The organism is Vibrio sp. OY15 (assembly GCF_000742455.1).
GTDB lineage: Bacteria > Pseudomonadota > Gammaproteobacteria > Enterobacterales > Vibrionaceae > Vibrio > Vibrio alginolyticus.
Map to the genome: position 1 here is coordinate 36,329 of NZ_JPIL01000007.1, position 13,345 is coordinate 49,673.

At 45.5% G+C, this 13,345-nt stretch carries 10 protein-coding genes; 3 read left to right on the plus strand and 7 right to left on the minus strand.

Annotation, left to right across the window (positions count from 1 at the left end; all coding sequences use genetic code 11):
• Positions 1–229 precede the first annotated feature (229 nt).
• Complete coding sequence (locus IJ23_RS09785; RefSeq protein ID WP_005388200.1) at positions 230–568, plus strand: helix-turn-helix domain-containing protein; 339 nt, start codon at positions 230–232, stop codon at positions 566–568.
• Positions 569–635: 67 nt separating this feature from the next.
• Positions 636–1,292: a 7-cyano-7-deazaguanine synthase QueC gene (gene queC, locus IJ23_RS09790; RefSeq protein ID WP_005377298.1), complete on the plus strand. Its 657-nt coding sequence runs from the start codon at positions 636–638 to the stop codon at positions 1,290–1,292.
• A 309-nt stretch (positions 1,293–1,601) separates the two neighbouring features.
• On the opposite strand, the gene queE is transcribed toward queC, so the two are convergent.
• Entirely contained in the window at positions 1,602–2,252 is a 651-nt protein-coding gene (gene queE / locus IJ23_RS09795) for a 7-carboxy-7-deazaguanine synthase QueE (RefSeq protein WP_005377296.1), read from the minus strand.
• Between the two features lie 216 nt (positions 2,253–2,468).
• Here queE and IJ23_RS09800 point away from each other — a divergent pair, with 216 nt between their 5' ends.
• Positions 2,469–3,278, plus strand: a complete 810-nt coding sequence (locus IJ23_RS09800) for a Cof-type HAD-IIB family hydrolase (protein WP_033906148.1) — start codon at positions 2,469–2,471, stop codon at positions 3,276–3,278.
• A 160-nt stretch (positions 3,279–3,438) separates the two neighbouring features.
• On the opposite strand, the gene IJ23_RS09805 is transcribed toward IJ23_RS09800, so the two are convergent.
• The 6 genes from IJ23_RS09805 to acnD all read right to left on the minus strand — a co-directional run bounded on the left by IJ23_RS09805 (position 3,439) and on the right by acnD (position 13,214).
• On the minus strand, positions 3,439–4,884 hold the full coding sequence (locus IJ23_RS09805) for a bifunctional NUDIX hydrolase/phosphatase PAP2 family protein (protein WP_033906149.1): 1,446 nt from the start codon (positions 4,882–4,884) through the stop codon (positions 3,439–3,441).
• 385 nt (positions 4,885–5,269) lie between these two features.
• Positions 5,270–6,601 carry a trypsin-like serine protease gene (locus IJ23_RS09810; RefSeq protein WP_031781180.1) on the minus strand — a complete coding sequence of 444 codons (1,332 nt, stop codon included), beginning with the start codon at positions 6,599–6,601 and terminating at the stop codon, positions 5,270–5,272.
• 191 nt (positions 6,602–6,792) lie between these two features.
• Positions 6,793–7,272, minus strand: a complete 480-nt coding sequence (locus tag IJ23_RS09815) for a GNAT family N-acetyltransferase (RefSeq protein ID WP_005377290.1) — start codon at positions 7,270–7,272, stop codon at positions 6,793–6,795.
• A gap of 189 nt (positions 7,273–7,461) precedes the next feature.
• On the minus strand, positions 7,462–9,339 hold the full coding sequence (locus IJ23_RS09820) for a propionyl-CoA synthetase (RefSeq protein ID WP_033906150.1): 1,878 nt from the start codon (positions 9,337–9,339) through the stop codon (positions 7,462–7,464).
• 77 nt (positions 9,340–9,416) lie between these two features.
• Entirely contained in the window at positions 9,417–10,613 is a 1,197-nt protein-coding gene (gene prpF, locus IJ23_RS09825; protein ID WP_005377286.1) for a 2-methylaconitate cis-trans isomerase PrpF, read from the minus strand.
• A 9-nt stretch (positions 10,614–10,622) separates the two neighbouring features.
• The gene (acnD, locus tag IJ23_RS09830) at positions 10,623–13,214 is read right to left on the minus strand and encodes a Fe/S-dependent 2-methylisocitrate dehydratase AcnD (RefSeq protein ID WP_033906151.1); all 2,592 of its coding nucleotides are present in this window, start codon (positions 13,212–13,214) and stop codon (positions 10,623–10,625) included.
• Between the last annotated feature and the right edge of the window lie 131 nt (positions 13,215–13,345).

The following is a 13,345-nucleotide window of genomic DNA, read 5'->3' on the forward strand; positions in this document are numbered from 1 at the left end:
CAAATCGCTGCGGTTTCTCCTGCCCTTACTCGTTCCTCCCGCGCCTCCATACGGCAGTTTTTGAAGAAGTAGATTCAACGTCACTTAATCAACCTAAAGAGACGAAATCTTTTTTAGTTATACAGACACGGCCTTGGCGACCTCGGTAATAACTAAGTATTACTTAGTATACACAAATCAGAAAAACTAAGATAATCTTAGTCATCCAAGTCCTTCGTATGAACTTTAAGTGTTGTTTAATAATCCACTCCCAGCCCGCCTTAAGCATGCGCGTAAACAAGCGAATCTGTCCCAAAAAGCACTGGGCATCCGTATCGGCATGGATGATAGTTCTGCAAGTGCAAGGATGAATCAATACGAAAGGGAGCGCCATACTCCCGACGTAAAAACGCTCAAACTTATCGCAGATGAGCTAAACGTGCCTCTAAACTATTTTTTTTGTGAAGATGAAATCACCGCTGAACTTGCTGTGAATCTCCACAAGCTGTCAAATGATGACAAGCAAAGAGTGCTTGAGAGCACAGCCCAGCTGATTGCGGACGCAATCGCCACGAAGTCGAGTACGTAATTGGGATTAAACGCCTAAGAATACGTATCAATACCAAAGAATCAAAGAGCATAACTAAGGGTTCAACATGGCTACAACAAAAGCACTTGTGGTTTTTTCCGGTGGGCAGGACTCTACGACCTGCTTAATCGATGCATTAAATACATATGATGAAGTTCATGCTATAACGTTTGATTATGGCCAGCGCCATTCAGATGAAATAGATATCGCTATCGAATTAGGTAAGCAACTTAACATCAAAAGCCACAAAGTCCTGGATGTAAAATCAATTAATGAGTTAGCGATAAGCTCGCTGACAAGAGACAACATTCCGGTATCTAATGACTTAAGCGACGCTAACGTACCCAATACATTCGTTCCAGGGAGAAACATTCTCTTTCTTACTTACGCATGTATCCATGCTTACCAGCTTGGCATTCAAGACATCATTACGGGAGTCTGCGAAACAGACTTTAGTGGTTACCCTGACTGCCGAGACAACTTTATTCGCTCTCTAAATCTCTCTTGCAATTTAGGTATGGATAAAGCCTTCAATATTAAGACTCCTTTGATGTGGCTTACTAAAGCCGAGACCTGGGCTCTAGCTGATAAGCACAATATGTTGGAGTTTGTCCAAAACAATACTTTAACATGTTACAACGGAATCGTTGGTAAAGGCTGTGGTGAATGCCCAGCGTGCCTACTGCGACAAAGCGGCTTAGAAGAATACTTAGCGAGCAAATAGTCTTTGTTAGCGGTAATAGCGGTGGATAAAACCTTTTGCGTTAGCTTCTAAACGTTTTATCTCAGCGTGAAACTCCAGCCAACAGAGCTTCATTTTGATGCCGCCAGATTGGTGGCATCAATTAAATGCGAAACGATTGTCGAACCAAAGATAGCACCACACCACAACAGCCAACACTTCTTAGCTTTTACAACGCTATAAACTGTTTAGATATATCGACAATGTTTCGATAGCAAAGCTACCAACGGCATTACTCGCGAAACCGGGATTAGATAGAAAAGCCACTTCGAATGATGACGAGCCTCTCGTCTAAGCAATACTCAAATATTTATGAGTTTGAACAGACAAACGCCAATTGCGAGCAATGCACGTATCAATACACAATTGCGTAGCACGAGGCTTCTGGCTAATTGGTTGTAGTGCAATGATAGTCTCAGCCGCTACGTTCGCATTTGCTAAAAGGTCATCAAGGTGGTCGATGTCTTTCTGGGTGCCGACTGGATGCTTAATCTCATTTGCCCGCTCTAACGCGCTATTAAGCACTGGCAGTTTACCTTTCATTGCTACTTTTGGTGACACTGTCACCCACGTATTTTCTGAAGTAATCACTTCTGATGTGCCACTGGTTTCAATTTGGCATTGGCACCCCATATCTTCAAACGCCTTTGTTAAAGGGCGCAGATCATAAATACAAGGCTCTCCACCAGTAATCACGATATGCTTAGCATTAAAGCCTTGCTGTTGATATTGCTCTACGATGTTCTCGGCAGATGCAACACACCACGTCGGAGAATCTTCCGTTTTCACCAGAATATCGCCTATTTGACGTTGATCATTCTCATCTGCATACCACGTTTGTTTGGTATCGCACCATGAGCAACCAACCGGACACTCTTGAAGCCGAACAAAAACAGCAGGGACTCCAGTGAAAACCCCTTCCCCTTGGATGGTTTCAAACATCTCATTTAGCTTATACAACGCAGAACTCACTCAACTCATAACATTTCGAGGCGAAGACCATAATGGACACGCGTGTCTAGGTCAATTTAAACCAAAAATTAATTGTTAAAATAGACCATTTTGTAGTTTCATAGCGTAATGAATATAGGTTTCTGGTTAACGTTAAACCAAGCCTTTTTCACTGACAGATCCCAAAAAACTTTAAGGTAAGAAATGATGTATAAACTGATCGCACTAGATATGGATGGCACGCTACTCAATAGTGATAAAGCCATTTCTGAAGAAAACAAACAAGCGATCGCAAAAGCTCGAGAAGCAGGCGTTACTGTCGTTCTCGCTTCTGGTCGCCCATTAGAAGGAATGCAAGACAAGCTCGACGAACTGAATATCCATTCCGATCGAGATTTTGTTCTTTACTACAACGGTTCGATGGTCAAGAACGTAGGCACAAACGACATCATCCACCAGCAAATCATAGATGGTAAAGCTGCAAAATTGGTGGCGCGAAAAGCCGAAGAGCTAGGTGCGTACGTCCATGCTTTTAGTCAAGTTCATGGTTTAATCACCAACGAACACAACCCTTACACCGATATTGAAGCAAAGATAAATGGCTTAAATGTCACCGAGATGAACTTCGAATCACTAGAAGACGATCATCCAATCATCAAAGCTATGATGGTTGCAGAGCCAAGCAAACTAACAGAAGTTATAGCAGCACTGCCAGCTGAAATGCGCGAAGCGTTTACGGTTGTTCAAAGCGCTCCGTTTTTCCTTGAGTTTCTTAACCCTGCGAGCAACAAAGGTATTGGTGTTGCCGCAATTGCCGAGTATCTGGGAATTAAACCGGAAGAAGTTATCTGTATGGGTGACGCAGAAAATGACCACCACATGCTGAAATACGCTGGCCTTGGTATCGCGATGGCACATGCAATGGAAGAAACCAAGCAAATCGCTGACTACATTACGGCAAGTAATGATGAGCACGGTGTCGCTAAAGCTATAGAAAAGTTCGTGCTCAATGCATAGCCCTTTCCGCCATGTCTGTTGCGTTAAGCCTCTTACGTTTAACACCCCTAGCCGTCCAAGATAGGCAAGCGGCGTTGTTCGTGGACTAAACGTGTAAAAGCCTTGCTGTAATGCAAGGCTTTGTTTTTACTCAAATACTAATAGATAACAAATACAGCCATCAATCTAGCAACGTTTTGCTCGGTTGGTTTTCACAAGTCAGCTTCCTTGCAAGCAGCATAAATAACAACATTAATAATGGATAATGTAACGTCGACAAGACTAATGACCACAAACCGCTAAACGATACGATATTAGCCGAGTACAAATAGAGTTGATCAACAAGCAACAATGCCAGCGTCACAAAGATCATCTGCCGAGTATCTAAATGTGCTTTCGACTCTTTAAATGTCATGACCAACGCTGATGCAGTGATTAAAATTGCTAGCCAGCGACCAAACACAGGTAATGGCCAGATGACGGAGATGACCGCTGTTGCCGCAGTCATAACGAACCAGACGCCTTTTGAGCTTAGAACTTGATCAACGTTCACATCTTGATTTGTCTCCAGTCGAAGAACATGCCAAGCCACCAAGCTGCCTAACAGCGCGCCAAATAACATATCTAAAATAAAGGCACTGCCGAGGAAAAACTTACCTAACACCACAGTAAGAGTGATGAACACGAAGACTGCCGTTGTTCCATTCAAACCAAAATACTGGGTTCTATGAAACAAGAACGTCAGCACACAAAACCACACAGCGATAGGCAAGCTAGGAAAACTAAAGCCAAAGCTGTGCGTTAACTCCATCATTGGTATATAGACATGTGGGCGCGGTAGCGAAAAGCCTTGTTGAGCGACAAGCACCATAAGCGACGTTGCACTAATTGCGAAAAAGAGTCGGTACACAAACCGGCTACCAAAGCGCATCATGGCAAAAGGAAATAGAAAGAGTAGTACCGTTGGTTCTGTCAGATCTATAACCAGTTTCGAGAGCTGACTAGCTACCTCGTAACTCGTTTCTGACAACGCCCCTACCCAACTCTGTAAATCTATCAGCCACGCCAATTCAACCTGACGAAATGAAGGCGCGGATTCGATCAGCTGAGTAACATAAGATACTGATTGCTTGGTAGCTTGATCAAAAAACTGAGTGACTTGTGGCCATTGCTCAGGATAACGATACAAAGATGATGGTAATTCAGATGGGCTAAGCAGCATCGCTGACGCAACTTCTACTCCATAATGAGGGGCAAACCAAATAGGCAGTTCATTTCCACCTAAAGAATTATTCATAGAAAAAGCGATAATGTCAGAGTCTGATATACAGTCGTAAAAAACCGCAGTGTCCGTTCTGCCAAGCTCCTCTCCAACCGTAACCACTATACCGGTTTCTTCCCACGTTTCTCGTTGAGCAGCAACTTGTGGAGACTCACCATCAATAATGGTTCCGCCAGGTAGAGAAATCTTATCCGTTAATACTTCATGAACTAGCACTAACTTGTCATCAGCGCGAACAATACAGAGCGCTCCTTTAACTTCGCTCGCAGTGGCTTTAGCCGTAGAGATCGGTGAAACAGGTAACAAAATAAAACAAAGGATGAGTAATAACAGCTGTCTCAACACAAAATATGACCTTAAATAAACATAATGATAACCAATGAATCATGGCAGTTAATCTTATCTTTTTCGACAAAAATTAAGTAACGAGTTATGCCAAACTGAGTTGATCGCGTAAAACCTGAGCTCAACGCTCACTGGAGAATAATTTAATGCAAACCTGACAAAAATCAGACAAAACATAAAATGTTGATCGCAATTCTGCCAGTTATATAAAGATAACGTCAGGAAAAAGTCATACACATTTTGTGGGTTCTCATAGTTGACACAATAAAAAAGGGCTTATTATTCGCAAACAATAAACCCCAGTTATAATAACTATGTACTGATCGTTGAAACCAAGAATGAATCTTATCTCATGGTCAACGAATCAAGTTCACTGGCCCGATAGTTAGTTAGACTTGCAATTCGCATCGCCTACTTTTTGCCAAACACCCCAAGGCCCTGAGTCTGCTGGATTATCACCTTGAGTCCACCACTGCGCTTGCCAAACTTTACCATTCCAAGTAACCGTATCTCCTTTGAGATACACTAAGCTGGCTTGCCATACAGTTGTACAGCTATCTGTGGGAGGCGTTGTCACCGTTTTCGCTTGAGCGGATACTAACGCTTGGTATTGTGTGCTGGTCTTATCAACGTTGAAGTTCAAAGCCACTCTTGCTTCTCCGCTCTGAGTAGCACCAAATTCAACATCAACACGACAACTTGCATTCATTGCTAACGTCGCCTGAGAGCACTGATCATTGGCAATAACAGCTGCATCAGTAACACCCGAAGCAAACGCGCGAACATTTTCCACAGTGAAGGTGGTGCTCCCTGAATTCTGGATAACAAAGCTATGTTGCTGTAACTCCCCAACATTAAATGATGCCAGTGTCTGTTCGGTGGTGTATCCAACAGAAACATTTTCTTTTGGTGGTGTTGCTGTTCCGATAACACCATCGACAAAATTGCGCATAGCAGCGATATCGCTATAAACCCCATACATACCAGGACGAGCACAACCTATTCCCCAACTGACCACACCAAGTTGAGTAATTACACCACTGCGATTAATAACGATTGGACCACCACTATCTCCCTGACAAGAATCTATCCCACCTTGAGGAATACCCGCACAGAATGACACTTCTCCAACCGTTGTGTAGTTGCCACCGGCTTGACGGCAAGTCATATCCGACACAAGTGGGACGTCAACCTCTTGCAATCGAGACGGAGAGCTTCCTCCTTCAGAAGTTCGCCCTAAGCCAGCAACACTAAGCCAATCTCCGATGCTCGCGTATTGCGTTAGACTGCCATTCGCAATCTCAACTGAAGAAACACCTTGAGGCACAGAGTCGAGCTTCAATACCGCGAGGTCATGAGAAAGCGTCGCGCGGCGATATGCCGGGTGCATATGGATCTCACTGACGTTTGCACGAACACCGTCACTACCGTTATAAACAACGCCACCGATTTTAACCGCTATCTGATTCGGAGAATCACCCTCAACACAATGCGCAGCAGTCAGGACGTAACCATTCCCGATATAACTGGCCCCACAATATGATCGGTTACCATAACGACTAACAATTTGGGTGTAGAATTTCCAGTCACGTGGGTCGGCAGTTACTCCGCCTACGATCTGGGGTTGGATAGTATGATTTTGCGTCTGTGACAAATCATCAGCACTTGCGAACATTGGCAAAACGGCTAAAGCAAGTAACGATTTTGTTAGTTTCAAAATATTGTCCTCTTGTTTTTGTAAGCACGATCCTCGTGCTACTAATAAACAAGCAGACAAAAACGCCGATACCAATGTGGGTGCATATCAATTTGTTAACATTGCGAGCAACTTATAGAGAAAAGTCTATTGACGAACTGAATGATTTCAATTCGATAGAACCTAAATCACAATATTAAAGTTAAATACGATTATTCGTTCAGCGGTTTTCTTAAATAGTGGATATGATGTGCAAATCCTTGTTTTTCATACAAAGATATTGCGCCCTGGTTAAAATGCCATACTTCAACAAACATCTGTTTTGCACCGTAATCAGAGAACGTTGACTCAATTTTATTAATCAATGCCTGCGCCGTACCTTGTTTTCGATATTCAGGCAGCACATAGAGCTCATCCACACTTCCCATCATAACTGGCTGGCTGACGGTAGAAATAAGTTCACAGAAGTGACCAGAGATAAAGCCAATAATTTCATCTCCTTGTTTTGCTACGTAAACAAGGCACTCAGGGTCGTCAATATATCGAGCAATGCTTTTTTCTTGTTCTATCTCCTCTGCCGTTTTGAAAAGCTCAGGAGATTGAAGATGATGCTCATCATGAAGCTCGAACATAAGATCGTTGAGCAACTCTAGGTCGCTAAAACACGCAGGTTTAATCGCAAACGTGGTCATACAAAGGGTCACTAAAAATGGAATGGCTGTAGTTTGTGAGGAAAACGTCGTATTGGCAAGTCACAAATGCTTTCACGATACGTTTGTACTGTTTGAACAACAAAAAGGCCCCTGTACTTAATAAACGTACAGAGGCAGAACCAACCTACAGAGTTCGAGGATCAGGGGTTAGTTAGAATTGAGTTTTTATCAGCGTCGTAGCACTCGCTCAATTTCGTTCAAGCTACTTGGGTCATCAATCGTTGACGGAACGGTGTATTTTTCACCATCAGCTATTTGACGTATAGTTCGACGCAAAATTTTACCTGAACGTGTTTTCGGTAAACGGTCTACAACCAACGCATGCTTGAAGCAAGCAACTGCACCTATCTCACTACGCACTTTGCCAACAAGCTCACCTTCAAGGTCTAGCTCATCCACTTTGACGCCGTCTTTCAGTACAACAAAACCAAGTGGAAGCTGACCTTTTAGATCATCGTGGATACCGACCACCGCACATTCTGCAATCGCTGGGTGGCCTCCTACTATTTCTTCCATTTCACCTGTCGACAATCGGTGTCCCGCGACATTAATCACGTCATCAATACGTCCCATAATAAACAGGTAACCGTCTTCATCCAGATAGCCACCATCACCTGACACGTAGTAGCCTGGGAATTGGCTAAGATAACCAGTTTCAAAACGGTCATGATTACGCCAAACCGTTGGCAGACAACTTGGTGGTAGCGGACGTTTTAATGCGACAAAGCCTTGTTGGTTAGGCCCGACAGCCTCTCCAAGTTCATTCAGAATCTCGACCTGATAACCCGGAATGGGCTTCGTCGAAGAACCAGCTTTAACTGGCATCATTTCGACACCTGTCGGGTTGCCAGCGATGGCCCAGCCCGTCTCGGTTTGCCACCAGTGGTCAATAACGGGCTTGTCCGCTTTGCTCTGAACCCACTCCAGTGTCGGAGGGTCAAGGCGTTCTCCCGCCATAAAGATGGTTTTCAGATTCGACAAGTCGTGCTGTTTTAAGTGCTCGCCTTCCGGGTCCTCTTTCTTAATCGCACGAAACGCCGTTGGTGCAGAGAACAACGCATCTACTTTATATTCATCACACACTCGCCAAAATGCGCCAGGATCCGGTGTTCGAACAGGCTTGCCTTCGAATAGGATAGTAGTGCAACCGTGAATCAGTGGAGCGTAAACAATGTAAGAGTGCCCTACTACCCAGCCCACATCAGATGCCGCCCAAAAGACGCCATCTTGAGGAATGTTATAGATTGCGCTCATGGAGTACTTCATCGCGACAGCATGGCCACCGTTATCACGCACAACGCCTTTCGGCTTACCTGTCGTGCCCGATGTATAAAGTATGTAGAGCGGATCGGTTGCTAACACCGGAACACAACCATGTGGCAGCGCTTGTTTGTACTCTCGCTGCCAATCTAAGTCTCTTTCTTGGTTTAGCTCAGCGTCGCACTCTGGACGTTGGAAAACAAACACTTTCTCAGGCTTCCAACGGCTGTCCATAATGGCTTTGTCTACCATTGGTTTGTATGGAATGACTTTGTTGATCTCAATCCCGCACGACGCCGTCATGATCACTTTCGGCTCTGCATCTTCAATTCGTACAGCAAGCTCATTAGGTGCAAAACCGCCGAATACTACGGAATGAATAGCCCCCAAACGCGCGCAGGCAAGCATCGCCATTGCGGCTTCTGGGATCATCGGCATGTAAATAACGACTCGGTCGCCTTTTTCAACACCTTGAGCAGACAGCATGCCAGCAATTTTGGCTACTTGGTCACATAGATCGCTATAGGTGTACGTGGCTTTACGACCTGTCACTGGCGAGTCATAAATGAGTGCAGTATTATCACCGCGTCCTTGCTCGCAATGGTAATCTAATGCTAACCAGCACGTATTCATTACACCATCTGGAAACCAACGTTCTATGCCGTTTTCATCAGATTTCAAGATAGTTTTAGGAGATTCGAACCAATCGATATTCTCCGCTTGAGCGCGCCAAAAACTCTCCGGTTCATTCTTCGCCCATAAGTATTCTTTTTCGTATGAAGACATATTGCTTCCTCCAGTATGTCCTGACATTGCTCTCGTTCTACTCAAAGATCGCTCTTTTAATCCAAAGATCGTCTCTTTTAATCGAAGACATAGAAGGGTACACGCACAAATCCCTCCATCAGTATTCTCGCACTTCGGCTCATAATGGCTTTTTGCACCACCCAGCCCTGCTCAGTTTGCTTCGCTTGTGCCCCAACTTTTAACGTTCCTGACGGGTGACCAAAAGTCACGGACTCTTTTTCACCGCCACCAGCGGCTAAATTCACTAACGTTCCGGGCACACACGCAGCAGAAGCAATAGCAACGGCTGCTGTTCCCATCATTGCATGATGTAGCTTGCCCATCGACAGCGCGCGAACGAGCACATCAATATCCGACTCATTAACGGCTTTACCACTTGAAGACAGGTAACTTTTCGGTTTAGAAACAAACGCTATTTTCGGCGTATGTTGGCGTGTTTGAGCTTCTTCTAAATCAGAAATCAGGCCCATTTTTAACGCGCCATATGCACGGATGGATTCGAACATTGCTAATGCTGTGTCATCGTTGTTGATATCGTCTTGCAGCTCGGTGCCCTGATATCCTATCGATTCAGCATCAATAAAAATGGTTGGTATGCCCGCGTTAATAAAGGTCGCGTTGAACGTACCCACATCCGGCACCACCAAATCATCAACTAAGTTGCCCGTTGGGAACATACTTCCTTCGCCATCGGAAGGATCAACAAAATCCACTTGAATCTCTGCCGCTGGAAACGTAACACCATCGAGTTCAAACTCTCCGGTTTCTTGGACGAAACCATTGACGATTGGCACGTGAATCAAAATCGTTTTGCTTATGTTCACTTGCCAAACACGCACCGTCACAATGCCATTTTCTGGAATACGGTCTTGTGGGATCAGACCAGCATGAATGGCGAAAGGACCGACAGCGGCAGACAAGTTGCCGCAGTTACCACTCCAATCGACGAATGGTTTGTCGATCGACACTTGGCCAAATAAGTAGTCAACATCGTGATCGGCTCTGCTGCTGCGCGAAACAATCACTGTTTTACTGGTGCTTGACGTCGCGCCCCCCATGCCATCAATTTGCTTCGCGTAAGGATCAGGGCTGCCAATAACGCGTAGCAACAGTTTGTCACGTGCGGCTCCAGCCACTTGCGCTTCTTGAGGTAAATCCTCTAGGTTGAAAAAGACACCTTTACTCGTGCCGCCACGCATGTACGTCGCGGGCACTTTTATTTGGCTTGTTTGATTCGGAGTATTATTTGACATACGCACTCCTTATTGTGCCAAGAAATCTTGCGCGAAACGCTGCAGAACACCGCCTGCGTTGTACACGTGAACTTCGTCAGCGGTATCTAAGCGACAAGTAACCGGAACATCGACTTTATCGCCGTTGGTGCGTGTGATAACCAGCGCTAAATCAGCGCCCGGCTTGATTTCTCCAACCACGTCGTAAAGTTCCGTACCATCCAGCTCTAGCGTATTGCGGTTAACGCCCGACTTAAATTGCAGTGGTAGTACGCCCATGCCAACCAAGTTAGTACGGTGAATACGCTCAAAGCCTTCAGCAACAATGGCTTCTACGCCCGCCAGTCGAACGCCTTTTGCTGCCCAGTCACGGGATGACCCCTGACCGTAATCCGCGCCAGCCACCACGATCAATGGTTGTTTACGATTCATGTAGGTTTCAATCGCTTCCCACATACGAACCACCTGTCCTTCTGGCTCTACACGCGCCAGAGATCCCTGCACGACTTCGCCGTTTTCCTTCACCATTTCATTGAACAACTTTGGGTTAGCGAAGGTCGCGCGTTGCGCCGTTAAGTGGTCACCACGGTGAGTCGCGTAAGAGTTGAAATCTTCTTCTGGCACACCCATTTTCGCTAAGTATTCACCTGCTGCGCTGCTTGCGAGAATCGCGTTGGATGGTGATAAGTGATCAGTGGTGATGTTGTCGCCCAGAATCGCCAATGGACGCATACCAGACAATGTTCTTTCTCCCGCTAGCGCACCTTCCCAGTACGGTGGTCGGCGGATGTAGGTACTCATCGGACGCCAGTCGTACAGCGGGTTGGGATTTTGCTCTTGATCATTCAGCTTAAACATCTGAATGTAAACTTGCTTAAACTGCTCAGGTTTAACATGAGTACCGACAACTGCATCGATCTCTTCATCGCTTGGCCACAAATCATTGAGATAAATTGGTTTGCCGTTTTGGTCCGTGCCAAGCGCATCGCGCTCGATATCAAAACGAATTGTACCGGCTAGTGCATAAGCGACAACCAATGGTGGTGAAGCCAAGAAAGCTTGTTTGGCGTACGGATGGATTCGACCATCAAAGTTACGGTTACCAGAAAGCACCGCTGTTGCATATAAATCACGGTCGATGATCTCTTGTTGGATTTTTGGATCCAGCGCACCACTCATACCGTTACAAGTTGTACATGCGTAACCAACAATGCCAAAGCCAAGCTTCTCTAGCTCTGGTAATAAGCCCGCTTCTTCCAGATACAAGCGTGCAACTTTAGAACCCGGAGCAAAAGACGATTTCACCCAAGGTTTACGTACAAGACCAAGTTCGTTGGCTTTCTTCGCGACAAGGCCAGCAGCAACCACGTTTCTTGGGTTACTGGTATTCGTACATGAGGTAATAGCAGCGATGATCACTGCACCATCTGGCAACTCGCCTTCTTTCTCTTCCCACGCTCCAGAAATACCGCGCTGTGCCAACTCAGAAGTTGGTAAACGACGATGAGGGTTTGACGGACCAGCCAAGTTACGGCTAACTGATGATAAATCGAACTCAAGTACGCGCTCGTAAACGGCGCTATCAAGATCGTCTGCCCAAAGACCGGTTTGTTTTGCGTAATTTTCTACTAGAGCAACTTGTTCTTCATCTCGACCAGTTAGTTTCAAGTAATTGATGGTCTGCTCATCAATATAAAACATGCCAGCTGTTGCGCCGTATTCTGGTGTCATGTTTGAAATCGTTGCGCGGTCTCCGATCGTTAGATCACGTGCGCCTTCTCCGAAGAATTCAAGATATGAAGATACCACACGCTCATTACGCAGAAACTCAGTAATCGCGAGGACAATATCCGTTGCGGTAATGCCCGGTTGACGTTTACCCGTCAGTTTGACACCGACAATATCTGGTAGACGCATCATTGATGGTCGGCCAAGCATGACGGTTTCAGCTTCCAGACCACCGACACCTATCGCAATAACACCAAGAGCGTCTACGTGAGGTGTGTGACTGTCCGTACCCACACAGGTGTCTGGGTAGGCAATGCCCTGCTTTGCTTGTACCACAGGAGACATTTTTTCCAAGTTGATTTGGTGCATGATGCCATTCCCAGCTGGAATCACGCTGACGTTTTCAAACGCTGTTTTACACCACTCAATAAAGTGGAATCGGTCTTCATTACGGCGCTCTTCAATCGCGCGGTTTTTGTCGAAGGCATCAGGGTCAAAGCCCGCATGTTCAACCGCTAAAGAGTGGTCAACGATCAATTGTGTCTCAACCACTGGGTTCACTTTTGCAGGATCACCGCCCTGATCTGAAATGGCATCGCGCAGACCCGCTAAATCGACTAGAGCGGTCTGACCAAGAATGTCATGACAAACAACGCGTGCTGGATACCAAGGAAAATCAAGATCGCGTTTGCGTTCAATTAACTGTTTCAGGCTATCTGTCAATGTGTTCGGGTCACAGCGACGGACCAGTTGCTCAGCTAGCACGCGAGAGGTATAAGGGAGTGTTTCATAGGCTCCAGGAGAAATGGCATTGACGGCTTCGCGTGCATCAAAATAATCCAGTTGAGTTCCCGGAAGCGGCTTACGATATTGGGTATTAATATTTGTATTCATGGTTTGCTTCCATTCAGTCTTTACATCTTGCCTTCATCAAGGTTTTCCATTGCTCCAGAAACACAGTGATGAGAGGTTCTCCTTCCTCTGTTAGAGAGAATGACAAAGGAAGGAGGTGGTCAACCAAAGCA

What these genes read in the sequence shown, in the direction of transcription:
- queC (WP_005377298.1), top strand. Translation starts at nt 636, where the DNA reads ATGGCTACAACAAAAGCACTTGTGGTTTTTTCCGGTGGGCAGGACTCT.
- queE (WP_005377296.1), bottom strand. Translation starts at nt 2,252, where the DNA reads ATGTTTGAAACCATCCAAGGGGAAGGGGTTTTCACTGGAGTCCCTGCT.
- IJ23_RS09815 (WP_005377290.1), bottom strand. Translation starts at nt 7,272, where the DNA reads ATGACCACGTTTGCGATTAAACCTGCGTGTTTTAGCGACCTAGAGTTG.
- IJ23_RS09820 (WP_033906150.1), bottom strand. Translation starts at nt 9,339, where the DNA reads ATGTCTTCATACGAAAAAGAATACTTATGGGCGAAGAATGAACCGGAG.
- IJ23_RS09800 (WP_033906148.1), top strand. Translation starts at nt 2,469, where the DNA reads ATGTATAAACTGATCGCACTAGATATGGATGGCACGCTACTCAATAGT.
- acnD (WP_033906151.1), bottom strand. Translation starts at nt 13,214, where the DNA reads ATGAATACAAATATTAATACCCAATATCGTAAGCCGCTTCCGGGAACT.
- prpF (WP_005377286.1), bottom strand. Translation starts at nt 10,613, where the DNA reads ATGTCAAATAATACTCCGAATCAAACAAGCCAAATAAAAGTGCCCGCG.